Source organism: Streptomyces sp. NBC_00620 (assembly GCF_026341825.1).
Classification (GTDB): domain Bacteria; phylum Actinomycetota; class Actinomycetes; order Streptomycetales; family Streptomycetaceae; genus Streptomyces.
The window spans coordinates 1,543,409-1,568,229 of the sequence record NZ_JAPENY010000002.1 but is presented as its reverse complement, the minus strand read 5'-3'; the positions used below and the strand labels follow the sequence as shown (position 1 = coordinate 1,568,229).

Annotated in this window: 25 protein-coding genes; 16 read left to right on the top strand and 9 right to left on the bottom strand. The window is 70.5% G+C overall.

Annotation, left to right across the window (positions count from 1 at the left end; genetic code table 11):
* The first annotated feature begins 55 nt into the window (after positions 1–55).
* The 7 genes from OG246_RS26365 (at position 56) to OG246_RS26335 (ending at position 8,009) form a co-directional block, all read left to right on the top strand.
* A complete protein-coding gene (locus tag OG246_RS26365) occupies positions 56–1,261 on the top strand; it encodes an ROK family transcriptional regulator (RefSeq protein ID WP_266468602.1) in 1,206 nt (401 codons plus the stop codon).
* Positions 1,262–1,685: 424 nt separating this feature from the next.
* Positions 1,686–2,699, top strand: a complete 1,014-nt coding sequence (locus tag OG246_RS26360; RefSeq protein WP_266468599.1) for an acetamidase/formamidase family protein — start codon at positions 1,686–1,688, stop codon at positions 2,697–2,699.
* A gap of 51 nt (positions 2,700–2,750) precedes the next feature.
* Entirely contained in the window at positions 2,751–3,350 is a 600-nt protein-coding gene (locus OG246_RS26355) for an N-acetylmuramoyl-L-alanine amidase (protein ID WP_266468596.1), read from the top strand.
* A gap of 67 nt (positions 3,351–3,417) precedes the next feature.
* A complete protein-coding gene (locus OG246_RS26350) occupies positions 3,418–4,758 on the top strand; it encodes a helix-turn-helix domain-containing protein (protein ID WP_266470915.1) in 1,341 nt (446 codons plus the stop codon).
* Between the two features lie 56 nt (positions 4,759–4,814).
* Positions 4,815–6,338: an aldehyde dehydrogenase family protein gene (locus tag OG246_RS26345; protein WP_266468593.1), complete on the top strand. Its 1,524-nt coding sequence runs from the start codon at positions 4,815–4,817 to the stop codon at positions 6,336–6,338.
* Between the two features lie 8 nt (positions 6,339–6,346).
* The gene (locus tag OG246_RS26340; RefSeq protein WP_266468589.1) at positions 6,347–6,703 is read left to right on the top strand and encodes a DUF779 domain-containing protein; all 357 of its coding nucleotides are present in this window, start codon (positions 6,347–6,349) and stop codon (positions 6,701–6,703) included.
* Positions 6,704–6,779: 76 nt separating this feature from the next.
* The gene (locus OG246_RS26335) at positions 6,780–8,009 is read left to right on the top strand and encodes a phosphodiester glycosidase family protein (RefSeq protein WP_266468586.1); all 1,230 of its coding nucleotides are present in this window, start codon (positions 6,780–6,782) and stop codon (positions 8,007–8,009) included.
* 41 nt (positions 8,010–8,050) lie between these two features.
* On the opposite strand, the gene OG246_RS26330 is transcribed toward OG246_RS26335, so the two are convergent.
* From OG246_RS26330 to OG246_RS26305, 6 genes are all read right to left on the bottom strand, one after another.
* Positions 8,051–8,245, bottom strand: coding sequence for a hypothetical protein (locus tag OG246_RS26330; RefSeq protein WP_266468584.1), 195 nt, complete (start codon positions 8,243–8,245; stop codon positions 8,051–8,053).
* A 157-nt stretch (positions 8,246–8,402) separates the two neighbouring features.
* The gene (locus tag OG246_RS26325) at positions 8,403–9,257 is read right to left on the bottom strand and encodes a phosphatidylinositol-specific phospholipase C/glycerophosphodiester phosphodiesterase family protein (protein WP_266468582.1); all 855 of its coding nucleotides are present in this window, start codon (positions 9,255–9,257) and stop codon (positions 8,403–8,405) included.
* Between the two features lie 206 nt (positions 9,258–9,463).
* On the bottom strand, positions 9,464–10,549 hold the full coding sequence (locus OG246_RS26320) for an acyl-CoA dehydrogenase family protein (protein WP_266468580.1): 1,086 nt from the start codon (positions 10,547–10,549) through the stop codon (positions 9,464–9,466).
* Complete coding sequence (locus tag OG246_RS26315; protein ID WP_266468577.1) at positions 10,546–11,727, bottom strand: acyl-CoA dehydrogenase family protein; 1,182 nt, start codon at positions 11,725–11,727, stop codon at positions 10,546–10,548. Before OG246_RS26315 ends, OG246_RS26320 begins: the two co-directional genes overlap by 4 nt.
* A complete protein-coding gene (locus tag OG246_RS26310) occupies positions 11,724–12,701 on the bottom strand; it encodes an NADPH:quinone oxidoreductase family protein (RefSeq protein WP_266468574.1) in 978 nt (325 codons plus the stop codon). The genes OG246_RS26315 and OG246_RS26310 overlap by 4 nt, the downstream gene beginning before the upstream one ends.
* An 86-nt stretch (positions 12,702–12,787) precedes the next feature.
* Positions 12,788–13,396, bottom strand: coding sequence for a helix-turn-helix domain-containing protein (locus OG246_RS26305; protein ID WP_266468571.1), 609 nt, complete (start codon positions 13,394–13,396; stop codon positions 12,788–12,790).
* A gap of 119 nt (positions 13,397–13,515) precedes the next feature.
* Between OG246_RS26305 and OG246_RS26300 the strand changes: the two genes are divergently transcribed.
* The 5 genes from OG246_RS26300 (at position 13,516) to OG246_RS26280 (ending at position 18,232) form a co-directional block, all read left to right on the top strand.
* Entirely contained in the window at positions 13,516–14,451 is a 936-nt protein-coding gene (locus OG246_RS26300) for an NAD(P)/FAD-dependent oxidoreductase (RefSeq protein ID WP_266468568.1), read from the top strand.
* Positions 14,452–14,480: 29 nt separating this feature from the next.
* Positions 14,481–16,019, top strand: coding sequence for an ATP-dependent DNA ligase (locus tag OG246_RS26295; RefSeq protein ID WP_266468564.1), 1,539 nt, complete (start codon positions 14,481–14,483; stop codon positions 16,017–16,019).
* Complete coding sequence (locus OG246_RS26290; RefSeq protein ID WP_266468561.1) at positions 16,016–16,483, top strand: NUDIX domain-containing protein; 468 nt, start codon at positions 16,016–16,018, stop codon at positions 16,481–16,483. The genes OG246_RS26295 and OG246_RS26290 overlap by 4 nt, the downstream gene beginning before the upstream one ends.
* A 98-nt stretch (positions 16,484–16,581) precedes the next feature.
* A complete protein-coding gene (locus OG246_RS26285) occupies positions 16,582–17,967 on the top strand; it encodes an NADP-dependent succinic semialdehyde dehydrogenase (protein ID WP_266468557.1) in 1,386 nt (461 codons plus the stop codon).
* A gap of 25 nt (positions 17,968–17,992) precedes the next feature.
* Positions 17,993–18,232, top strand: coding sequence for a DUF6213 family protein (locus OG246_RS26280; protein WP_266468554.1), 240 nt, complete (start codon positions 17,993–17,995; stop codon positions 18,230–18,232).
* Between the two features lie 36 nt (positions 18,233–18,268).
* Here OG246_RS26280 and OG246_RS26275 read toward each other — a convergent pair whose 3' ends face one another.
* Positions 18,269–18,943, bottom strand: coding sequence for a transcriptional regulator (locus OG246_RS26275; protein WP_266468552.1), 675 nt, complete (start codon positions 18,941–18,943; stop codon positions 18,269–18,271).
* A gap of 181 nt (positions 18,944–19,124) precedes the next feature.
* Between OG246_RS26275 and OG246_RS26270 the strand changes: the two genes are divergently transcribed.
* From OG246_RS26270 to OG246_RS26260, 3 genes are read left to right on the top strand one after another with little or no spacing between them, the layout of a single operon-like run.
* The gene (locus tag OG246_RS26270) at positions 19,125–20,189 is read left to right on the top strand and encodes a type III polyketide synthase (RefSeq protein WP_266468549.1); all 1,065 of its coding nucleotides are present in this window, start codon (positions 19,125–19,127) and stop codon (positions 20,187–20,189) included.
* Positions 20,190–20,194: 5 nt separating this feature from the next.
* A complete protein-coding gene (locus tag OG246_RS26265; protein ID WP_266468544.1) occupies positions 20,195–21,409 on the top strand; it encodes a cytochrome P450 in 1,215 nt (404 codons plus the stop codon).
* A 7-nt stretch (positions 21,410–21,416) separates the two neighbouring features.
* The gene (locus OG246_RS26260; RefSeq protein ID WP_266468540.1) at positions 21,417–21,938 is read left to right on the top strand and encodes a cupin domain-containing protein; all 522 of its coding nucleotides are present in this window, start codon (positions 21,417–21,419) and stop codon (positions 21,936–21,938) included.
* Between the two features lie 7 nt (positions 21,939–21,945).
* On the opposite strand, the gene OG246_RS26255 is transcribed toward OG246_RS26260, so the two are convergent.
* Positions 21,946–23,172, bottom strand: a complete 1,227-nt coding sequence (locus tag OG246_RS26255) for an acyl-CoA dehydrogenase family protein (RefSeq protein WP_266468537.1) — start codon at positions 23,170–23,172, stop codon at positions 21,946–21,948.
* Between the two features lie 169 nt (positions 23,173–23,341).
* On the opposite strand from OG246_RS26255, the gene OG246_RS26250 reads away from it, so the two are divergent.
* Complete coding sequence (locus OG246_RS26250; RefSeq protein ID WP_266468534.1) at positions 23,342–23,986, top strand: TetR family transcriptional regulator; 645 nt, start codon at positions 23,342–23,344, stop codon at positions 23,984–23,986.
* Positions 23,987–24,129: 143 nt separating this feature from the next.
* Here the strand turns inward: OG246_RS26250 and def are convergent, their stop codons facing one another.
* Complete coding sequence (def, locus tag OG246_RS26245; protein WP_266468530.1) at positions 24,130–24,669, bottom strand: peptide deformylase; 540 nt, start codon at positions 24,667–24,669, stop codon at positions 24,130–24,132.
* Between the last annotated feature and the right edge of the window lie 152 nt (positions 24,670–24,821).

The following is a 24,821-nucleotide window of genomic DNA, read 5'->3' as shown; positions in this document are numbered from 1 at the left end:
GAGGACCGCCCCGACGACATGGCTGGGGAACGGCCGGACGAGGACTGACGGAGGCATGACCGCACCGCTGCACGAGGCTCATCCGACCGGTTCCGGCCGCCTGCCCGACACCCAGCAGGGCATGCGCCGCCGCAACCTCTCCCGGGTCATGCACACGGTCAACGCCGAGGGGCCACTGTCGCGTGCAGCGGTCGCCTCACGCATCGGGCTGACGCGAGCGGCCGTCTCGACGCTGGTGGACGAGCTGATCCGCTCGGGGCTCCTCGATGAGCTGGGACCCGAGCGGCCGGGGCGGGTGGGGCGACCCGGCTCGGCGCTCGCCGTCAGCGGCCACGGTCCCGCGGGGATCGGCGCGGAGGTGGGCGTCGACCATCTCGCGGTGTGCGCGGTCGATCTGCGCGGTGAGGTACGGGCACGGGCCGTACGGCATGGGACGAACCGCGGCCGGGCGCCCGAGCCCGTGATCGCGGAACTGACCTCGCTGATCCGCCAGGTCATAGCCGAGGCTGAGCGGGAGGGTCTGTGGCCCGCCGGCCTCGCTGTCGCCGTGCCCGGTCTGGTGGCGCGGGACGCCCGAACCGTGGTCCGCGCCCCCAACCTCGACTGGCACGACACGGACCTCGGCGCGCTGCTGCCCGGGGACCTGCCACTGACCGTCGACAACGAGGCCAACTTCGGCGGCCTCGCGGAACTCTGGCTGGGCGACGCGACTCCGCGCGACTTCCTGCATGTGTCGGCGGAGATCGGCATCGGCGCGGCGGTGCTCGTGGACGGGCGGCTGCTGCGCGGAACGCGCGGTTTCGCGGGCGAGTTGGGGCATGTGCCGGTCCGGCCGGAGGGGCCGCAGTGCCCGTGCGGTGGACGCGGCTGCCTCGAGCAGTACGCGGGTGAGGAGGCCGTCATGCGTGCCGCCGGCCTGGAACCGGGCGCGGACCGGGTGGGTCTCCTCGCCGCGCTTGCCGCCCAGGGCGACGCGGACGTAAGACGCGCGCTGCGCGGAGCCGGGACCGCACTCGGCATCGCGCTGACCGGGGCGGTCAACCTGCTGGATCCGGAGACTGTCGTGCTGGGCGGAGCACTCTCCGGCCTCGCGCCGTGGCTGCTGCCGACGCTGGAGCGCGAGTTGGCGCGGCGCACGGCGGGCCCCGCCTGTGCCGTGTCGGTCTCGCGGCTGGGGCCGGAGGGACCGCTGCTGGGCGCGGCGCACTCAGTGGTGCGGGCGGTGCTCGACGATCCCGCGGCGGTGGCGGGGCGGTCGTAGCGGGGCGGGGGCGGTCGCGGTCGTCACGCGGGCAGTCGCAGCGGGGGCGACCGTAGCAGGGGCGGTCGCGTGGCGGGGGCGGTTGTTGCGCGGGCAGTCACAGCGGGGGCAGTCGCGGTCGTGACGCGAGCCGTCGCATCACGGACGGTGGGCCGGTGGCAGGGCAGTCGTCGTGGCGCGGGCAACAGTGCTCGGCGTAGGCGCTGCCGTGGTCGGCATACGTCAGGACCTGCGCCACAGAACGCCAGTTCCCCCTTTCGGGTGACCGAGTTGTCCACAACCCCGCACCCGTCCACTGATTCATGCGCGTCTTCCCTGCTCAACCGACAAGCGCCGTACCGTGATTCACGCGAGGCACGGCCGTCGGACCGATGGCAGTGTGTCCGGCACCAACGCACCCTTGGCAGAGCGGAGCTGTGCAGACATGAGCGACCCCCGAATCCTGACCGTGCGGCCCGAACCGGGCGAGTACGCGTGGACGTTCGGCGGCGCGCCGCCCGTCGCGCGCATCACGCCCGGCACCATCCTCGACCTGTACACGGAGGACTGCTTCGCCGGCCGGGTGCGGTCCGAGAAGGACCTGGTGTCCGAGGTCTGCGAGTTCCCCTTCCTCAACCCGCAGACGGGACCCTTCCATGTGGAGGGAGCGGAACCGGGCGACACGGTCGCGGTGCACTTCGTGTCGATCGAACCGGCCCGCGACTGGGCGGCGTCGACGACGGTCCCCCTCTTCGGCGCGCTCACCTCCACACACACCACGGCCACTCTGCAGCCGCCGCTGCCTGAGACCGTGTGGATCTGGCAGCTCGACCGGGAGCGCCGCACGGCGTTGTTCCGCGCGCGTGAGAGTGACATCCAGATCGAGCTGCCCATGGACCCGATGCACGGAACCGTCGGCGTGGCGCCCGCGAACCTGGAGGTGCGCTCCGCGCTGGTGCCCGACGCGCACGGCGGGAACATGGACACTCCGGAGATGCGGGCCGGCGTCACCTGCTATCTCGGAGTGAACGTCGAGGGCGCCCTGTTGAGCCTCGGAGACGGGCACGCGCGGCAGGGCGAGGGCGAGACCTGCGGAGTCGCCGTCGAGTGCGCGATGAACACGGTGGTGATCGTCGAACTGCTCAAGGGGATCGCCACCCCCTGGCCGCGCATCGAATCCGACACTCACATCATCTCGACCGGTTCGGCACGCCCGCTGGAGGACGCGTTCCGGATATCCCAGCTCGACCTGGTGCGATGGCTGGTGCGCGACTACGGATTCAGCGAGCTGGACGCGTACCAGTTCGCGACCCAGGCGGTCGAGTCGCCGCTCGCCAACGTCTGCGACACCAACTACACATGCGTCGCCAAGCTCCGCAAGGAATGGCTGCCCGCACGTGAGACACACCGCGGGCTGCACACAGAGCTCCGCGGAAGGGCCGCGGCACTCGGGTTGTGAGCCGACGGACCCCTGGCATTCGCCCCGCCACCACCGAAAGGCAGATCCCCCATGGAACGGGCCAGATCGTTCCCCAGTCGACGACGTCTCCTGAAGGGCGCCGCCCTCGCCGCCCTCCCCTACGCGTTACTCCCCGACGCACGGGCCACGGCACAGGCCGCGGCCGTCGACTACCCGCTCGCCGAGTGGACTCCGGCGACCACGTCCAACTACACGGCGTCCAGCCGGCCGACGAGTTATCCGCTCGACTACGTGATCATCCACGTCACACAGGAGAACTACTCCGACACCCTGTCCATCTTCCAGAACCCGCAGAAGAAGGTGTCCGCCCACTACCTCGTGCGATCGGCCGACGGGCATGTGGCGCAGTGCGTGAGAGAGCGCGACGTCGCCTGGCACGCGGGGAACTGGGACTACAACACGCGCAGCATCGGTATCGAGCACGAGGGCTGGGTGGACCAGCCCGCCTACTTCACCAACGCCCTTTACGAGGAGTCGGCCAAGCTCACCGCAGCGATCTGCACCAGATACGGCATCTCCAAGGACCGCGCGCACATCATCGGCCACTACGAGGTGCCGGGCACCGACCACACCGATCCGGGGCCGAACTGGGACTGGACGCGCTTCATCAGGCTCGTCAACTTCGCCTGAGCGCTTGTCCGGGCCCGCACCGGGAGTGACGATGGGTCCCAGCCGCATCGCCTTCCGGGAGGCCGAGTTGACCGATCCATGGGTGGCCCTGGAACCGGGCGCCGATCCCGTCGAGCGGGTGCGGATCCTGCGCCGCGCCCACAAGGCGTTCACCGAGGCGGGCACGGTGCCGCGGCCGGTCCGCTCGGTGGTGGCCGATTCGTGGCGGCGTTCGGCGCGGGCCGGGGTCATACCGGACGGCACCGCGAGCGTGGAGCTCACGGACGGTGATCTCGGTTCGTACCGGGCGGAACATCCGCTGGCCCGGGTGATGCCGCTGTTCCGTGAGCTCATGGGGACGTTCGCGGCGGACGGGGAGCATCTGCTGGCGGTGTGTGACGCCCAGGGCCGGCTGCTGTGGGTCGAGGGCCATCCGGCGACGCGGCGGCAGGCGGGGCGGATGAACTTCGTGCCGGGTGCGCGCTGGTCGGAGACCTCGGTCGGGACGAACGCGCCCGGCACGGCGGTCGCGTTGGACCGGCCGGTGCAGGTGTTCGCGGCCGAGCATTTCATCCGCCGCGTCCAGCCTTGGACATGCGCGGCGGCGCCGGTGCACGATCCGCGCACCGGGCGAGTGCTCGGAGCGGTCGACATCACCGGCGGGGACGGGCTCGCCCATCCGCACAGTCTCGGTTTCGTCCAGGCGGTGGCGCGGGCGGCGGAGTCCCAGTTGGCGCTGCTCGCACCGCCGAAGGCCACCGGCGACACCATCGAACTGTCCGCGCTGGGGCGCGACGAGGCTCAACTGGTCGCGGGCGGCCGGAAGATCAGGCTCAGCCGCAGGCACAGCGAGATCCTGGTGCTGCTGGCCCGGCACCCGGAAGGGCTGACTGGCGACGAGTTGCTGTGCGCGTTGTACGAGGACGAGTCGGTGACGCCGGTGACCCTGCGCGCCGAACTCACCCGGCTGCGCCGGCTGCTGGGCCCGGGGCTGCTGGATTCGCGCCCGTACCGGCTCACGGCGCCGGTCGAGTCCGATGTCGCGGTCGTCGAGCGGCGGCTCGGTACCGGCGCGGTGACGGCTGCCGCGTCGGCGTACGCGGGTCCGTTGCTGCCGGGGTCGCAGGCCCCGGCGGTGGTGCGGTTGCGGCGCAGGCTCGCCGACGGGCTGCGTGCGGCGCTCATCGCCCGCCGCGATCCCGATCTCTTGGCGGAGTGGGCCCGCGCGCCGTGGGGCGAGGACGACCTCGACGTATGGCGGGCGCTGGCGGCCGTACGACCCACAGCGGTCGTGCGAGCACGCCTGAGCGCGCTGGAGTCCGAGCTGTCGGCACCCCTGACACGCATGGCGCACCCGCCATGGACGCGACGGGCAGCCCAGAGGGAGCCGCGAACGTCCGCAACGTCCTTGCAACGTCCCCGCTCCTAGCCTCGCGGCGAGAGCTGCCCAACGGCGGGCAGCGCTTCTCCGGGAGGCAGACCCGCATGACCCGTTACACGGCGCCCGGCACTGATGGCGCGATCGTCTCCTACCAGGCTCGCTACGACCACTTCATCGGCGGAGAGTACGTTCCGCCGGCCCGCGGGCAGTACTTCGAGAACCCGAGTCCGGTGAACGGGCAGCCGTTCACCGAGATCGCGCGGGGCACCGCGGAGGACGTGGAGCGCGCCCTCGACGCGGCACACGCGGCCGCACCCGCCTGGGGGCGCACCTCGACCACCGCGCGCAGTGACATCCTGCTGAAGATCGCCGACCGGATGGAGGCGAACCTGGAGAAGCTGGCGGTTGCCGAGAGCTGGGAGAACGGCAAGCCCGTACGCGAGACCCTGGCCGCCGACATCCCGCTCGCCATCGACCACTTCCGCTACTTCGCGGGGGCGATCCGCGCCCAGGAGGGTTCGGTCGGCGAGTTGGACGACGACACCGTCGCGTACCACTTCCACGAGCCGCTCGGCGTCGTCGCGCAGATCATCCCGTGGAACTTCCCAATCCTGATGGCGGTCTGGAAGCTCGCACCTGCCCTCGCCGCCGGCAACGCGGTCGTCATCAAGCCCGCTGAGCAGACCCCCGCGTCCATCCACTACTGGATGAGCCTGATCTCCGACCTGCTGCCGCCCGGTGTGGTGAACATCGTCAACGGCTTCGGCGTGGAGGCGGGCAAGCCGCTCGCGTCCAGTTCGCGCGTGGCGAAGGTCGCGTTCACCGGCGAGACCACGACGGGGCGGCTGATCATGCAGTACGCCTCGGAGAACATCAAGCCGGTCACGCTGGAGCTGGGCGGCAAGTCGCCAAACATCTTCTTCGACGACGTCTGGGCAAGGGACGACGACTTCCGCGACAAGGCCCTCGAAGGCTTCACGATGTTCGCGCTCAACCAGGGCGAGGTGTGCACCTGTCCGTCCCGGGCTCTGATCCAGCGCGGAAACTACCGGGAGTTCCTGGAGGCGGCAGTCGCCCGCACCGAACTCATCAAGCCGGGGCATCCGCTCGACACCGACACGATGATCGGTGCGCAGGCCTCCAACGACCAGCTGGAGAAGATCCTCTCCTATCTCGACATCGGCCGGCAGGAAGGCGCCAAGGTGCTCACCGGCGGCGAGCGCGTCGAGTACGACGGAGAGCAGAAGGGCGGCTACTACGTCCAGCCGACGATCTTCGAGGGTGACAACCGGATGCGGATCTTCCAGGAGGAGATCTTCGGTCCGGTCGTCTCGGTCACGTCGTTCGACGACTTCGACGACGCCATCAAGATCGCCAACGACACGCTGTACGGGCTCGGGGCCGGCGTGTGGACGCGGGACATCAACACCGCCTACCGAGCGGGCCGTGCCATCCAGGCGGGCCGCGTCTGGACGAACTGTTACCACGCCTACCCGGCGCACGCGGCGTTCGGCGGCTACAAGCAGTCGGGCATCGGCCGCGAGAACCACAAGATGATGCTGGACCACTATCAGCAGACCAAGAATCTCCTGGTCAGTTACTCCCCGCAGAAGCTCGGCTTCTTCTAGCCGCCGCGGTGGATGCCACCCCTCGCGTGGAGCTGACCCCCGCGGCCGCCGAACTGGTGCGGCGGCTGCGGGACGTCCACGGCCCGCTGATGTTCCACCAGTCCGGCGGCTGCTGTGACGGCAGCGCGCCCATGTGCTACCCGGAGGGCGAGTTCCGTACCGGTGGCTCGGACGTCCTGCTGGCCGAGCTGGACGTCGACGGCGTCGACGAGCCGGTGACGTTCTGGATGGCGAAGAACCAGTACGAGCTCTGGAGCCACACGCGGCTGATCGTCGATGTCGTGGCGGGCCGCGGCAGCGGCTTCTCACTGGAAGCACCCGAAGGAGTGCGTTTTCTGACCCGTTCCCGTCTGGTCGGCGGGTAGCCACTGCCACGGCCACCCGCCGTCTGATGAACTCCCCTTGAGTTCTCCGACAGTTGACGAGGCATCAGGGGGCACGGTGGCACGTCGTAACCGACGGTTCAGAACGGCACTGACGGTTGTCGCGGCATGGAGTGCGCTGGCCGGTACCGCCCTTGTGGGGGCGGCACCGGCCAGCGGCGCGCCGAGAGTCACGCGCATCGCAGCCGGCGTCCAGTACAAGGAGTTGGACATCCCGGCCGCCAACGGTGTGGCGCACGCACATGTGCTGACCATCGATATGCGCAACCCACATGTGCGGGTCGACCTCCTCTACCCCGGAGCCGTCGCATCCCGGGCTCCCGTGTCCCAGCTGGCCGGCGCCCGGGGTGCCGTCGCGGGCGTCAACGGCGACTTCTTCAACATCACGGAAACCCAGCATCCAGGGGTCGCGGCGACGGGCGCCACCGTGGGCCCGGCGATCGCGAGCGGGCACGCGCTGAAGGCGGCGGTCCCGAACGGCCAGCGCTTCGGGCCGGCCCTGCCGCCGGGGACGACCACCGAGGACGTGCTCGGCGTGGGCGCCGACCGCAAGGCCCGGCTGGACAGCCTGACCCTCGACGGCTCGGTACGCAGCGCCGAGGGCAAGTGGCCGCTCGGCGGGCTCAACCAGTACGCGCTGCCGGTGGGTTCGATCGGTGCGTTCACCTCGGACTGGGGAAGTGTCTCCCGGGTGCGCTCCACATGTGGCACGGACACCAACCGGGCCGCGCCCTGCAGTACGGACACCTATGAGGTGACGATCAAGAAGGGGCAGGTCGTCTCGTCGGCCAACACACCCGGCAGCGGTCCCATCGCCTCCGGCACAACCGTCCTGGTGGGCCGCGAGGCGGGCGCCCAGCAGTTGCGGAAGTTGTCGACGGGCGAGCCGGTGCGGCTACGGCACCGTCTGGTGGCGGAAACCTCCCGAATCCCGTACCGCTTCGCGCTCGGCGGCTATCCGGTGCTCGACGACGGTCTGCCGCTGCCGGGCCTCGACAACACCACCGCGGCCGTACGGACCGCCGTGGGCATCGCGGACGGCGGACGACGTCTACTGCTTCTCGCCCTCGACGGCGCGCCCGCTTACCGCAGTGGGCTCACCATCGCCGAAGTCGCGGACACCATGCGGAAGTTGGGCTCGGTCGACGCCTTCAGTCTCGACGGCGGCGGCTCCACCACGATGGTCGCCGAGCAGCCGGGGACCGACGTGGTGAGCGTCCTCAACCACCCCAGCGGAGGAGCCGAACGCCCGGTCCCGAACGGCATCGGCGTGTTCTCAAGCCCCTGACGCCATAGAGCCGCAGGGGCTTCGACCGACCTCGCGGGGGCTCACGGTTTGAGGCTGCTCACAATGTCCGCCGTTGCCGTGAGCCCGTCGTGGATGGTCGGCGCCATGCTCGTGCTCGACAGATAGAAGCCGAGCAGAACACAGACCACGGCGTGCGAGAGCTTCAGTGCGCCGTTGCGCACGAAGATCACCGCGAGGATCAGGAGCAGTACCACCACAGAGATGGAAATGGCCATCGTCAACCTCCTCCGCCACGTCGACACCGCGGCTTTCGGCCGCAAGTGTCGCGTAGCGGAGGGTTCGTCCGGGCGGCTGACGTGTCCTCCGAACGTGTGGTGTCTACGACCAATAATGCGACCAGTCATGCGGTCGCTCGTGCGTGTGTGCTGCGGGTCAGTGCGCGTCCAGGAACGCTTCGAGGCCCGCGAGGTCGTCGGTGTTGAAGTAGTCGACGTCGGCGGCGAGGAGTTCGCTCCACAGGGCGTCACGGGCCGGGCCCGCCAGATCCGGCGTCGCCCAGAACCTCACCTTCTGCCGGCGCGCGTGCGCCGCGGCGATGATGCCACGCAGCTTCTCGCGCTCGGCGGCAGGGAACGGGCCGGTGCCCAGCCAGGTGAAGTTGAGCGTCCAGTTGTCGCTGATCAGCGGAATGAAGGAGGCGGTGGCCGCGCTCCCGAGGTCGGCGAGCCGGCCGTCGTAGAAGGCGCGCCGCACCGTCTGGGCCTCCATGGGCGTACGGGCGGCGCGGTCACCGGAGATCACGGCCGTGACCGCGCCGGGGTACACACGACCGTGCTTGTACGTGGTGAAGAGGTTCTTGTACCGGCGCAGGTGGCGGTCGAGTTCGAGGTACGTCGAGGAGCCCTCAGTCTTGATGTCGATGAGGAGTTGCAGGGGTGTGCGGTAACCCCGGTACACCGAGCCGTGGTTGGCCTTCACGCGGGCGGCGAGGGGGTCGAGGTAGAGGGATTCGATGGTCCGGGTCGGGTCGAGGTCGACGGGGTCGTGGGCGACGAGAAGCTGGTCTCCGACGAGGTAGATGTCGACCTCGACGCTGCCGAAGCGGTGGTCGAGGGCGTCGAAGAGGGGCCGCGGGTGGTCGTAGTCGTTGTGCGCGTGGGCGCGCCACAGCGGGCGCGGGCGGTGCTTCTGCTCCCCCGCCAGTGCGGACGTTGCGGGCAGCGCGACGGCGCCCGCGAAGGCGGCGCCGAGGGTGGTGAGGGCTCTGCGTCGGGTGGTAAGGGCCATGCTCTGCCTCCCTGGAATGCCGTACAGGACCTCAGCGAGTATGCGATCCATCGGCGCCCAAGGAGCAGGCCCGTGCGGGGAGTTGGCTGGACTGCCTCCGTACGTTCACCTCGTCGGCCGTACGTTCAGACGCAGGCCGCACGACGGGGTACACGAAGGCCCGCCCCCGGAATTGGGGGCGGGCCTGTTGGGAACTACGGCCTACGTCAGGGCATCTGGAGGTCGACGAGCCCCGCCAGCGCCTCGCGATGCGCGCCCGCCGTGCCGTACGCGATCGAGTCCGCCTTGGCGCGCTTGAGGTAGAGGTGGGCGGGGTGCTCCCACGTCATGCCCAGGCCGCCGTGCAGCTGGACGGCCTCCTCGGCGGCGTGGACGGCGACGGGCGCCGCGTACGCCTGGGCGAGTGCGACCGCCACGTCGGTGTCCTCACTGCCGGTGGCGAGCGCGTCGGCTGCGTTCCGGGCGGCGGCGCGCGCGTGCACGACTTCCAGCCACAGTTGTGCGAGCCGGTGCTTGAGCGCCTGGAAGCCGCCGACGGGCCGGTTGAACTGCTTCCGCTCCTTCAGATAGCGGACGGTCTCCGTCAGACACCAGTCGGCCAGGCCGAGTTGCTCGGAGACGAGCAGGCCGGCACCGGCGCGCAGAGCCCGCCGTACGGCAGGTTCGGCAGCGCCCACACGACGGGCCCGCGCCCCTTCGAAGGCGACCATGGCGACCGGCCGGGTGAGGTCCAGGGACACCTGCGGCGTGACGGTGACGGCGTCCGCGTCCACCGCGTAGAGACCGCCGTCCGCTGCCGGAACCAGGAACACATCGGCCGCCACCGCGTCGGCGATGCCGGTCAACTCCCCGTACAGGGACCCGTCTTCATGCCGTACGTCCTTGTAGGCGCCGCCCGGTGCGACGGACAGGGAGACGGCGAGCGCACCCACCGTCCGTCCGGACGCCAGCGCGCCCAGCAGCTCCGCGGACTCCTCGCCCTCGCAGGCGAGCAGTGCCTCGGTCGCGACGACAGCGCTCGTCAGATACGGCACGGGCGCGACCGCTCGGCCCAACTCCTCCAGAACCACGGCGACTTCGCGGTGCGTGGCGCCCTGGCCGCCCTGCGACTCGGGCACGAGGAGACCGGCGAGGCCCATCCCGTCGGAGAGCGCCTTCCACAGTTCGCGGTCGAGCGGCGCGTCCGACTCGGTCCGCACGATGACGCCCGCCGCGTCGCAATGGTCCGTGAGAAGGTCGCGAACGGCTGCCCGCAGCGCCTCTTCCTCCTCCGAATACAGCAGGTCGCTCATCGCGCCAGGTCCTTCCATGCGACGTCCTTGTCGGTGCGTGGCTCGGAGGGCAAGCCCAGCACGCGTTCGGCAACGATGTTCAGCAGTACCTCGCTGGTCCCGCCCTCGATGCTGTTGCCCTTGGAGCGGAGGTAGCGGTAGCCGGCGTCGCGGCCGGTGAAGTCGACCAGCTCCGGTCGGCGCATGGTCCAGTCCTCGTACAACAGGCCCTCCTCGCCGAGGAGTTCGACCTCCAGGCCGCTGATCTCCTGGTTGAGGTGGGCGAAGGCGAGCTTCAGTCCGGAGCCCTCGGGGCCGGGCTGGCCCGCCACGAGCTGCTGGCGCACCCGCTCGCCGGTGAGCCGGGCGACCTCGGCCTCGACCCACAGCTTCAGCAGCCGCTGATGCAGGTCGTGGGTGCGCAGTTCGGGGCGCTCGCGCCAGGTCTTGGAGACCGGGCCGATCATGCCGCCCTCACGCGGGATGCGCATGCCGCCGATGGACACGCGCTCGTTCATGAGCGTGGTCTGCGCGACCCGCCAGCCGTCGCCGATCTCCCCGAGGCGGTGCGCGTCCGGGATGCGCACGTCGGTGAGGAAGACCTCGTTGAACTCGGCCTCGCCGGTGATCTGGCGCAGTGGCCGCACCTCGACGCCGGGGTCGGTCATGTCGCAGATGAAGTACGTGATGCCGCGGTGCTTGGGTACGTCCGGGTCGGTGCGGGCGATGAGGATGGCCCAGCGGGCGAGGTGGGCGCTGGACGTCCACACCTTCTGGCCGTTGACCACCCAGTTGTCGCCGTCACGGACGGCGCGCGTGCCGAGTGCCGCGAGGTCGGAACCGGCACCGGGCTCGCTGAAGAGCTGGCACCAGACCTCTTCGCCGACCCAGAGCGGGCGCAGGAAGCGGCGCTTCTGCTCCTCCGTGCCGAAGCCGAGGATCGTCGGTGCGGCCATGCCGAGGCCGATGCCGATGCGCCGCGGGTCGTTGTCGGGCGCTCCCGCGGCCTCCAACTCGGCGTCCACGACGGCCTGGAGGGAGCGCGGGGCGCCGAGTCCGCCGAGGCCTTCGGGGTAGTGCACCCAGGCGAGTCCGGCGTCGAAGCGGGCCTTGAGGAAGTCCAGCCGGTCGGTCGAAAGCGGCGGGTACGCCGCCAGCAAGTCCTGTGTGAGGCGGCGCAGTTCGGCGGCGTCAGTCATACGGCTTCTCCGTTCCCGAGCGCGGGGACCACGACGACGCGGCCCGTCGTGACACCGTCGGCGACCCGCTGCACTGCGGCAGCCGCACCGCCGAGCGGCACCCGCTCGCTCACCAACGGCTTGATCGCGCCCCGCGCGGCCAGCTCGGTGAGCCGCTCGTGGCAGTGCTGGACCAGCTTCGGGTTCTTGGTGTTGTAGAGGCCCCAATGCAGGCCGAGGATCGAGTAGTTCTTCACGAGGGCGTGGTTCAGCGCCGGGCTCGGAATGGACCCGCTCGCGAAGCCCACCACGACGATCCGGCCCTCGAAGGCGACGACCTTGGTGGACTGTGTGTAGGCCTCACCGCCGACGGGGTCGTAGATCACGTCGGCGCCCCGGCCGCCGGTGGCTTCCTTCACGGCGCCGATGACGTCCTCGGCGCGCCGGTCGATGACGACGTCGCAGCCCAGTTCGCGGGCGACGGCGGCCTTGTCGGCCCCGCCCACGACGCCGATGACCGTGGCGCCCGCGGCCTTGCCGAGCTGCACGGCGGCGCTGCCGACGCCGCCGGCCGCCGCGTGCACGAGCAGGGTCTCGCCGGCCTCGAGTGCCGCGCGCCGGTGCAGACCGAACCAGCCCGTCTGGTAGCCGATGTGCAGGGCTGCCGCCTCGGCGTCGTCGAGGGCGTCCGGCGCGGGCAGCAGGGCGGCTCCGTCCGCGACGGCGTACTCGGCGAAACCGCCGTACGGCAGCGCGGGGTTGGCGAGCACGCGGCGGCCGTCCTCGGTCTCGCCGCAGATCTCCACGCCGGGCGTGAACGGCAGCGGCGGCCTGACCTGGTAGTGCCCACGGCACATCAGCGCGTCCGGGAAGTTGATGTTCGCCGCGCGCACCTTGAGCAGGACCTGGCCCTCGGCGGGCACCGGCCGCTCCACGTCGTCGAGGCGCATCACCTCGCCCGGCTCGCCGTTCTGGTGCACTTGCCATGCCTGCATGCGGGGCCTCCACGGGACTTCTTCGTCTGACCGGGCTCACAGGCATACTAAGCGGTCGCTTGCCGATCAGGGAACAGTCGCGTCCGTCACGCCCGGGTGGGCCGCGCCCTGACGTGCATCCGCTCCCCCTGCGGACCGAAGAGGCTCAGGAACTCCGCGGGCCCCTCGCCCGTCGACCCGAACCAGTGCGGTACCCGGGTGTCGAACTCCGCCGCCTCCCCCGGACCGAGTACGACGTCATGGTCGCCGAGCACCAGCCGCAGCCGCCCGGAGAGCACGTACAGCCATTCGTAGCCCTCATGGGTCCGCGGCTCCGGCTCCATCCTGCGCACGGGTTCGAGCACCTTGAACGCCTGGAGCCCGCCGGGCTGCCGAGTCAGCGGCCAGTACGTCCGACCGTGCCGGACGATCGGCTTGGAGCGGACGCGCGGATCGCCCACCGGCGGCGCCCCGACCAGCTCGTCGAGCGCCACCTGGTGGGCTCGGGCGATCGGCAGCAGCAGCTCCAGGCTGGGCTTGCGCAAACCGGACTCCAGGCGCGAGAGCGTGCTCACGGAGATGCCGGTCGCCTCGGACAGGCCCGCGAGCGTCGCCCCCCGCTCCTTCCTGATCCGCCGCAGCCGCGGCCCGACCTCGGCCAGGACGTCGTCCGGCCGCGTGCCCTCCTGGGAGTCCGTATGGGAATCCTCGCTCATGCCCGCATCACTCATCCCGCTCATGCCGCTCATCCCGACCATCTCCATATTGCAGAATCGGCAAAGCCATTTGTCAATCTTGCCACCTTCGAGGGACCTTCGTCATGGAGGTGGTCACCATGACCGAGAGGTACGAAGCGATCGTCATCGGCGGCGGCGCGGCAGGACTGTCGGCCGCACTCGTCCTGGGGCGCGCCCGGCGCTCCACCCTGGTCGTCGACGGGGGCGAGCCGCGCAACGCGCCCGCCGCGCACATGCAGGGCTATCTGACGAGGGACGGCATGCCGCCCGCCGAGTTCCTCGCCGAGGGGCGCCGGGAGATCGAGCGGTACGGCGTCGACCTGGTCCGGGACCGTGCGGTGGACGTGGTCCCGGACGGCATCGGGGAGTTCGACGTGACGCTGGCGGAAGGGCGCACCGTGCACGCGCGGCGGCTGGTCGTCGCCACCGGGCTTGCCGACGAACTGCCGTCGGTTCCCGGTGTCGCCGAGCGCTTCGGGCGGGACGTGCTGCACTGCCCGTACTGCCATGGCTGGGAGGTCCGCGACGAGGCCTTCGGCGTGCTGGCCACCACCTCCATGAGCGTGCACCAGGCGCTGATGGTCAGCCAGTGGTCGAAGGACGTGACGCTGTTCCTGCACACGGTCGCCGAAGACGAGCTGACCGATGACGACCTGCGCCGGCTCGCCGCGGCCGGGGTCACCGTGGTGCCCGGCGAGGTCGCGGGGCTGGTCGTCGACGACGACCGCCTCACGGGCGTACGGCTCGGCGACGGCACGGTGCACGACCGCTCGGTGCTGTTCGTCGCGCCCCGCGCGGTGCCGCGCACCGGTCTCCTCGAGCGGCTGGGCGCCGAGCTGCGGGAGACTCCGTTCGGCTCGTATCCCGTGGTCGACGAGACCGGCCGGACGACCGTGCCCGGCGTGTGGGCGGCGGGCAACGCGATGGGGTTCTCGGAACAGGTCGTCAACGCGGCGAGCGGCGGCTACCGGGCGGGTGCCATGATCAACGCGGACCTGCTCTTCGCGGACCTCGACGCGGCCGTGCGCGTGTAGAGCGGCCGGCTCCGTAGCACCATGGCTGCATGCTGCTGAGCCGGCTCGCCCATGTGTCCCAGGAGGTCGCCGCCACCTCGGCGCGCTCCCGGAAGACCGCTCTGCTCGCCGAGCTCTTCCGGGACGCCGACGCGGACGACGTGCCGATCGTGATCCCGTATCTGGCGGGCCGCCTCCCACAGGGGCGCCTCGGCATCGGCTGGAAGATCCTCAGTACGCCCGTCTCCCCCGCGTCGGAACCGACGCTGACCGTCCGCGAGGTGGACGCCCGGCTCACCGCACTCGGCGAGGTCTCCGGCACCGGATCGCAGGCCGAACGAGCGCGCCTGGTGGGTGAGTTGATGGCGGCGGCCACCGAGGGCGAGCAGCGCTTCCTGTACGGGCTGCTCACCGGTGAGGTCCGGCAGGGCGCGCTGGACGCGGTCGCGGTCGAGGGGCTCGCCCAGGCGACCGGCGCGCCCGCCGGGGACGTACGACGGGCGGTGATGCTCGCCGGATCGCTGCAGACAGTGGCGCAGGCGCTGCTTTCGCACGGCCCGGCGGCGCTGGACGGCTTCCGGCTCACCGTCGGCCGACCGGTGCTGCCGATGCTGGCGCACACCGCCGCTTCAGTGTCCGAGGCGGTCGACAAGCTCGGCTCCTGCGCGGTCGAGGAGAAGCTCGACGGCATCCGCGTACAGGTCCACCGCGACGGCGACGACGTCCGGATCTACACCCGCACCCTCGACGACATCACCGACCGGCTGCCCGAACTCACCACCACCGCACTGGAGTTGAAGGGCGAGCGGTTCATCCTGGACGGCGAGGTCATCGCCCTGGACGCGGACGGGCGCCCGCGCTCCTTCCAGGAGATCGCCGGGCGCGTGGGCTCTCGCGTGGACGTGGCCACGGCCGCCGAAGCGGTGCCCGTCTCCTCCGTCTTCTTCGACGCGCTGTCCGTCGACGGGCAGGACCTGCTGGACCTGCCGTTCACCGAGCGGCACGCGGAACTGGCGCGGCTGGTGCCGGAGCCGCTGCGGGTGCGGCGCACGCTCGTGGCAGGTCCCGGAGACCTCGCCGCGGCGGAGAAGTTCCTCGCGGACACGCTCGCTCGCGGACACGAGGGAGTTGTCGTCAAGGCCCTGGACGCCCCCTACAGCGCGGGCCGGCGCGGTGCCTCCTGGCTGAAGGTCAAGCCCGTGCACACTCTGGACCTGGTGGTTCTCGCGGCCGAGTGGGGGCACGGGCGGCGCACCGGGAAGCTGTCCAACCTGCATCTGGGCGCGCGGAACGAGGACGGGTCCTTCGCGATGTTGGGCAAGACGTTCAAGGGCATGACGGACGCGATGCTGACCTGGCAGACCGAGCGGCTGAGGGAGCTGGCCGTCGAGGACAACGGCCACGTCGTGACCGTACGACCCGAACTCGTCGTCGAGATCGCGTACGACGGCCTCCAGAAGTCCACCCGCTACCCGGCCGGCGTCACCCTCCGCTTCGCCCGCGTCGTGCGCTACCGCGAGGACAAGACCCCTGCCGAGGCCGACACGGTCGCGACCCTGCTCGCCGCGCACCCGGAGGTGACCCCGTGACGACCGCCAAACGCAGCGCCGGACTGCTGTTGTTCCGGCACACGGACAACGGCCTTGAGGTGTTGCTCGGCCATATGGGCGGCCCCTTCTTCGCGCGACGCGGCGCCGGGGCCTGGACCCTGCCCAAGGGCGAGTACGAGCCGGACGAGACCGCCTGGGAGGCCGCGCGCCGCGAGTTCCAGGAGGAGCTGGGGCTGCCGCCGCCCGACGGCGAGGCCCTGCCCCTGGGCGAGGTCCGGCAGAGCAGCGGCAAGATCGTCACGGCCTGGGCGATCGAGGCCGATCTCGATCCGGCGACCGTGGTCCCCGGCACCTTCGAGATGGAGTGGCCACCGAAGTCGGACCGCCGGCAGGCGTTCCCCGAGCTGGACCGGGTGGAGTGGCTCGGCCTGGAACGGGCCCGGGAGCTGATCGTGAAGGCGCAGGCGGGGTTTCTGGACCGGCTGATGGAGCACACGGGGTGAGAGCCGGTGCGACTCCGGTTCGCAAGCACGCCCTCCACGTTGCGCCGCACCCCGGCGCGCGGGAGGGTCGAGGAACAGCCAGCTTCAGGAGGTCGGCCATGCCCATCGCGACGGTGAACCCTGCGAACGGCGAGACGCTCAAGACGTACGACGCCCTGGGCGCCGAGGAGATCGAGCGCAGGCTCGCGACCGCCGAGGCCGCGTTCCGCACCCATCGCAGCACCTCCTTCGCCGAGCGGGCGCGGCTGCTCCACAAGGCCGCCGACCTTCTCGAAGAGGACCAGCAGGAGATCGGCCGGGTGATGACCACCGAGATGGGCAAGCCGGTCAAGCAGGCCCGCGCGGAGGCCGCGAAGTGCGCGAAGGCGATGCACTGGTACGCCGACCACGCGGAGGGACTCCTCGCCGACGAGGAGCCGGCCGAGGCCGATGTCAAGGACTCCGGCGCCTCCCGGGTACTCGTGCGCTACCGCCCGCTGGGCCCGGTCCTCGCCGTCATGCCGTGGAACTTCCCGCTGTGGCAGGTGATCCGGTTCGCCGCGCCCGCGCTGATGGCGGGCAACGTGGGCCTGCTCAAGCACGCCTCGAACGTGCCGCAGACCGCCCTCTACCTGGAGGACCTCTTCCGCCGCGCGGGCTTCCCCGAGGGCTGTTTCCAGACGCTGCTCATCGGCTCCGGCGCCGTCGAGGACATCCTGCGCGACCCGCGCGTCAAGGCGGCCACGCTCACCGGGAGTGAACCGGCGGGACGTGCGGTGGCCTCCGTCGCCGGGGACGAGGTCAAGAAGACGGTGCTGGAGCTGGGCGGCAGCGACCCGTACGTCGTCATGCCGTCCGCCGACCTCGACCGGGCCGCGAGGACCGCGGTGACGGCGCGTGTCCAGAACAACGGGCAGTCGTGCATCGCCGCCAAGCGGTTCATCGTGCACACGGACGTGTTCGACGCCTTCGCCGAACGTTTCACGGCCGGCATGAAGGCTCTGAAGGTCGGCGACCCGCTCGACGAGGACACGGACGTCGGGCCGCTCTCCACCGAACAGGGCCGCGGTGACCTGGAGGAACTGGTCGACGACGCGGTCGAGGCCGGTGCGACGGTCCTCTGCGGCGCGGAACGTCCTGACGGGCCCGGCTGGTACTACGCGCCGACGATCCTCGCCGACGTCACACCCGAGATGCGCATCCACCAGGAGGAGGCCTTCGGGCCCGTCGCGACCCTCTACCGGGTGGCTGACCTGGATGAAGCGGTGGCTCTCGCCAACGACACACCGTTCGGACTCAGTTCGAACGTGTGGACGCGCGACGGGGCCGAGGTGGACCGGTTCGTCCGTGATCTGGAGGCGGGTGGCGTGTTCGTCAACGGGATGACGGCGTCCCACCCCGCGTTCCCGTTCGGCGGGGTGAAGCGATCCGGCTACGGGCGTGAACTGTCGGGGCACGGAATCCGCGAGTTCTGCAACATCACCACCGTATGGCACGGAGCGTGAGCGTTCCGCGGTTACGATCCCCCCTGTGAACCGCGAAGTGACCCTGCCTCTGATCGTCGACGACCGCGGCACGTTGCAGGTCGCGGCCGCCGACGTCAGCAAACTGCTGCGCACGGTGGGCGGCCGGTGGCTGCATCTGGTGGAGGCCGGCCAGGACGGGCTCGACGAGGACACAGTGGCGGCGCTCACGATCGAACTCGCCAAGCTCGCCGACCGCATCGACGTGGCCTGCATCGCGCACAGCAGCGGGACGACGTCCGACTGACCCCGCCCAATCGACACGGCGTCAGTCGACGCCGTGTCAGCCCGGTCGCCCGTCGAGTTCCCACAACGCGTGCCAGAACTTCGCCTCGCAGCCCTGCAGCAGGCGGCCGTACCGGTACGCCTCGTCCTCGTCGACCCGCCCGCCGTCCAGCCCCGCCTGCACGGCCGCCAGTGCCTTCCGCTCCAACTCCGGCGCGGGCTCGGCGAAGAAGTCGAAGAAGCCGCAGGCCTCGTCCTCGAAGCCGTAGTGGCGGCGCAGGGCCTCCGCGATCGTCGCGCAATAGCCGCCCCACGCCGCGAAGTTGGCGCTCAGCGCGAGCACCACGTCGGCGGGTGAACCGTTCAGGGCCAGCCAGGCGACGTACGCGGGATAGCTCAGGCAGTCCGCGAGCGGCTCGTACGCGGCCGCCAGTGCCTCATCGGCCCCGCACGCGGCGGTGTACGCGCCCAGCCGGTCCTCGGCCAGAGCCTCACCCTCAGCGAGCATGGCGAAGAAGGCCGCACTCTCGGGCCCGGCGTCCGGCCGCTGCGCCAGATGCAGGAACGCGCGGCGGTCCCCGGCGATCACATGGCGCTGTTCGAGGGCGAGCGCGGCGAGTGTGGAGCGCTGCGCCGCGCCCCGGGCGATCAGGGGCAGAAGCCGGTTGGCATGGGGGTCGGGGGCGAGCTTCCCGGTGATGCTCCCCCGCAGGTCACTGGCCGTCCGTGTCATCGCGTACCCCTTCGGTGCGGCGGTCGCCGAGCTCCTTGGATCAGGATCCCACTTGTCGTGCCATGTCCCCGATCTGGCGTAATCCGACGAGATATCCGCGCCCTGCCGGGTGATCGTGGGGGAACCACCCTTCCGCCGGGGGACGAACGGTTCCCCGGAAGGCGAAAGTAGGCGCTTCCTCATGGCGACTTTGTGCAGACCCGCGGTCTCAGTCCCCGAGTACGTGATCACAATGGAGGAGACGCTGGAGCTGGCACGCTCCCGTCACGCCGACCACCCCCAACTCCCCCTGGCCCTGCGGCTGATCGAGAACACCGGGGTTCGTACCCGGCACATCGTGCAGCCCATCGAGGAGACCCTCAAGCACCCGGGCTTCGAGGACCGCAACAGGGTCTACGGGAACGAGGCGAAGGCCCGCGTCCCCGCCGTCGTGCAGCGGGCGCTGGACGACGCCGAGCTCCTCACCACCGACATCGACGTGATCATCTACGTGTCGTGCACCGGGTTCATGATGCCCTCGCTCACGGCCTGGCTGATCAACGCGATGGACTTCAGCAGCGACACCCGCCAGATACCCATAGCCCAGCTGGGCTGTGCGGCCGGCGGCGCCGCGGTCAACCGGGCGCACGACTTCTGCTCGGCCTACCCCGAGGCCAACGCACTCATCGTGGCCTGCGAGTTCTGCTCGCTCTGCTACCAGCCCACCGACCTCGGCGTCGGCTCGCTGCTGTGCAACGGCCTGTTCGGCGACGGCATCGCCGCCGCAGTCGTCCGCGGAAAGGGCGGCACGGGCATCAAGCTGGAGCGCAACGCCTCGTACCTGATCCCCAAGACCGAGGACTGGATCATGTACGACGTCCGCGCCACGGGATTCCACTTCCTGCTGGACAAGCGGGTGCCGGCCACCATGGAGCCGCTCGCCCCGGCGCTCCACAACCTCGCGCGCCAACACGGCTGGAACGCCTCCGACCTGGACTTCTACATCATCCACGCCGGTGGCCCGCGAATCCTGGACGACCTCAGCAAGTTCCTCGAGGTCCCGCCGGAGGCATTCCGGTTCAGCCGGGCCACCCTCACCGAGTACGGGAACATCGCCAGCGCCGTCGTCCTGGACGCGCTGCGCCGGCTGTTCGACGAGGGCGGCGCGGAGCATGCCGCGCGCGGCATGCTCGCGGGCTTCGGCCCCGGCATCACCGCGGAGATGTCCCTGGGCCGCTGGAGCAACGCAACCAACGAAACGACGTGACCTGGATGACCGAGAAGACGATCACCGAGGCCCTGCCGCCGGTCCGCCACTGGCCCGCGCTCAACCTGACCGGCGTGGACTTCGACCCGGTTCTGACCGAGCTGATGCGCGAGGGCCCGGTCACCCGGATCCAGCTGCCCAACGGCGACGGCTGGGCATGGCTGGTGACGCGGTACGACGACGTCCGCATGGTGACGAACGACTCCCGCTTCAGCCGTGAGGCCGTCATGGGGCGGCAGGTCACCCGGCTCGCCCCGCACTTCATCCCCTCGGCGGGCGCGGTCGGCTTCCTCGACCCGCCCGACCACACGCGGCTGCGCCGCTCGGTGGCCGCGGCCTTCACGGCGCGCGGGGTCGAGCGGCTGCGCGACAGCGCACGGCGGATGCTCGACGAACTCGTCGACGAGATGCTCGACACCGGTTCGCCCGCCGATCTCACCGAGGCGATCCTGAGCCCCTTCCCCATCGCCGTCATCTGCGAGCTGATGGGCGTCCCGGCCGCCGACCGGCACAGCATGCACACCTGGACCCAGCTGATCCTGTCCTCCTCGCACGGCGCCGATGTCAGCGAGAAGGCCAAGAACGAGATGGGCGCGTACTTCACGAAGCTCATCGGCGAGCGTGCCGGAAGCACGGGCGAGGACGTCGGTTCACTGCTCGGCGCGGCCGTGGGCCGGGACGAGATCACGATGGAGGAGGCCGTCGGCCTCGCCGTGCTCCTCCAGATCGGCGGCGAGGCGGTCACCAACAACAGCGGGCAGATGTTCTTCATCCTGATGACCCGCCCCAAGCTGGCCGAACAGCTCCGCGCCGATCCGGCGATCCGGCCCCAGGCCATCGACGAGCTGCTGCGCTACATCCCGCACCGCAGCGCCGTCGGCCTCTCCCGGATCGCCATGGAGGACGTCGACGTCCATGGCGTGCGGATCCGGAAGGGCGACGCGGTGTACGTGTCGTACCTGGCCGCCAACCGCGACCCGGACGTCTTCCCGGACCCCGAGATGATCGACTTCTCGCGCAACCCGAACCCGCATGTGTCGTTCGGCTTCGGCCCGCACTACTGCCCGGGCGGGATGCTCGCCAGGCTGGAGTCCGAGCTGATGGTCGACGCGCTCCTGGACCGGGTGCCGGGGCTGCGACTCGCCGTACCGCCGGAGCAGGTCCCCTTCAGGAAGGGCGCGTTGATCCGTGGGCCCGAGGCCCTGCCCGTGACGTGGTGAGCGTCGGATGACCGCGTCCGAGGGGCTGCTCGTACCGCCCGGTCACGGCCGGGTCGTGCAGACGCCGGCCCAGCACGTGACGTTCAAGGTCACCGGCTCGCACTCGCGCATGGCGTCCACCTTCGAGGTCCTGGTGCCCCCCGGCTTCGACGTGGGCGCCCATGTGCACACGCGCAGCGAGGAGTTGTTCTACGTCCTCGAGGGCGAGCTGGACGTCCTCGCCTTCGAGCCGCGGGTGCGCACACCCGACAACTGGCAGCGCTGGGAGTCGGGTTCGGGCACCCGGGTGGTGCGGGCGACCCCGGGCACGGTCATCGTCGTACCACCGGGATGCCCGCACGCCTTCTCCAACCCGACCGAGACGCCCGCGAAGATGTTCTTCCAGGCGTCACCGCCGCCGGACCACGAGCGGTACTTCGAGGAACTCCTGGAGATCCTGGGCACGGGCGGCCCGCCGGACGTCGCGGCGATCGAGGCGCTCCGGGCGCGGTACGACATCGAGCAGCTCACGCCTCTGAAGCACCGCTGAGCGCCGCCTAGCGGATCGGCATCCCCGACAGCGTGCGCGCGATCACGAGCCGCTGGATCTCGCTCGTGCCCTCGAAGATGGTGTAGATCGCGGCGTCGCGGTGCATCCGCTCGACCGGGTACTCCCGGGTGTAGCCGTTGCCACCGAGGATCTGGATCGCCTGCCCGGTGACCTTCTTCGCGGTCTCACTGGCGAACAGCTTCGACATGGACCCCTCGGCCGCGGTGAACGGCTTGCCGTTGACCGCCATCCAGGAGGCGCGCCAGGTCAGCAGGCGTGCCGCGTCGATCGACGTCCGCATGTCGGCGAGCTGGAAGGCGACCCCCTGGTTGTCGATGATCGGGCGCCCGAACTGCTCACGCGTCATCGCGTACTCGAGGGCCACCTCGTACGCGGCCCGCGCGGTGCCGACCGCCATCGCGGCGACCGCCGGACGGGACGCCTCGAACGTGGCCATCGCCGCGTTCTTCACGCGCTCGCCGCCCGACTTGGCACGCTCACGGGCCCGGGCGAGGCGCTCGTCCAGCTTCTCCTTGCCGCCGAGGAGGCAGGAGCCGGGGACACGAGCGTTCTCCAGGACGACCTCGGCGGTGTGCGAGGCGCGGATGCCGTGCTTCTTGAACTTCTGGCCCTGGGACAGGCCCGGCGTACCCGCGGGGACGATGAAGGAGGCGTGCCCCTTGGAGCCGAGCTCGGAGTCCACGACCGCGACCACGACGTGGACGTTGGCTATGCCGCCGTTGGTCGCCCAGGTCTTGGTGCCGTTGAGGACCCACTCCTCCTTGGCCTCGTCGTAGACGGCGCGTGTGCGCATGGAGGCCACGTCGGAGCCAGCGTCGGGCTCGGAGGAGCAGAAGGCCGCGACCTTGACATCGTTGGCATCGCCGTACATCTGGGGGATCCAGGTGCCGATCTGCTCCTCGGTGCCGTTGGCGAGGACGCCCACAGCGGCGAGGCCGGTGCCGACGATCGACAGGGCTATGCCCGCGTCGCCCCAGAACAGCTCCTCCATGGCCATCGGTATGCCGAGTCCGGTGGGGTCGAAGTACTGCTGCGCGTAGAAGTCCAGGGAGTAGATGCCGACCTTCGCGGCCTCCTGGATGACCGGCCACGGCGTCTCTTCACGCTCGTCCCACTCGGCGGCCGCGGGGCGGATCACATCGGAGGCGAAACCGTGGAGCCAGTCCCGGACCTCCTTCTGATCGTCGTTGAGCTCCATCGTGAACTCGGCCATGACCCCTCCAGCAATGCACTAAAGTGTTACTTGCGGTAACTGGAGTCTGTTACTGACCAGTAGGAAAAGTCAACTCCCGAACCGCGCTCGGCAGCCCGTTCGATACACATGCGCCATTGAGTGTTAGTTTGCGCAGGCGTCACCGAATCAGCACGGGTGGGGAGAGACCATGGACACCACACAGCGGACCGATCAGCAGAGGTCCGCCGAACGCCGACGGCGCGAGCTGCTGGAGGCCGCAGACAGAGTGGTGCTCCGTGACGGTCCCGGAGCCTCGATGAATGCCATCGCCGCAGAGGCGGGCATCACCAAGCCGATCCTGTACCGCCACTTCGGCGACAAGGGCGGACTCTACGCCGCTCTCGCCAAGCGGCACACCGACGCCCTCCTCGGATCGCTGCGCGCCGCGCTCGACGCGCCGGCCGAGCGCCGCGAGCGCGTCGAGGCCACGCTCGACACGTACTTGGCGGCCATCGAGTCACACCCTCAGGTCTACCGGTTCCTGATGCATCCCACGGAGGGCGGCCAGCCGGGCGACCCCGGCTTCGACGTGGGCAAGCACTCCGCTCCGCTGCTCCGACGCATGGGCGAGGAGTTGGCGGAGGTCATCGAGGAGCGGGTGGACCTCGGACCCGACAGCCAGCAGCTCGCGCGGGTGTGGGGGCACGGGATCGTCGGCATGATGCATGCGGCCGGAGACTGGTGGCTGGGTGAACGGCCTTGCTCCCGGGCCGAGTTGGTACGGAGTCTGGCTGATCTGCTGTGGGGGCGGTTGGCTGCCGCCGGGGACAGGGTTGGCGGGCCGGGGTTCTGACGGCCGTCTTTCGGCTGCGGGCCGTATGTGGCTGGTCGCGCAGTTCCCCGCGCCCTGAAGGGGCGCTGTCGGCACCCGGCGTCTTCAGGGGCGCGGGGAACTGCGCGACCGGCCCCCACTTGCCCGCAGCCGACCGCCAAAGCTCACCGCCCCCAAGACGCCCGCGCCGCCTGCCTCATCACCCGGCGGTGGCGCCAACCGGTGAGCCGGTCCACGTACACCCCACCGTCAAGGTGATCGCACTCGTGTTGCAGGCACCGTGCGAACCAGCCGGTGCCGTGCACCCGCAACCGGTCGCCGTCCACGGTGAAGCCCTCGACGACCGCGTGGTCGTACCGCTCGGTCCCCGCCTCGAGGCCCGGCAGGGACAGACAACCCTCCGGCCCGCGCAGGACCACGCCGTCCGCCTCGACGAGACGTGGGTTCACCACATGGCCGACGTGACGGATGTCCTCGTCGTCCGGGCAGTCGTATACGAAGACACTGAGGGACTCGCCGACTTGGTTGGCGGCGAGGCCGACGCCCTGGGCGGCGTACATCGTCGCGAACATGTCCTCGACGAGACGGGCGAGTTGGGGACCGAAGTCGGTGACCTCCGCGCACTTCGCGTGCAGAACGGGGTCGCCGAGCAGGGTGATGGGCCGGACGCGCCCTCGGGAGCCCGGGATGGAGCCGTGTCGCATGGCCGCAAGGGTACGGTCCTGGGAGGCGCGCGAATGTCGCGCGGGCACCGTAGAGGTGCCGCGATTCGGGCACGTGAGTGGATCTCGATAGGCTGAGGCCCACACGATGCCGGGGGCAGAGGCGCGGCGCGTACGCAAGGAGGATCGGACAC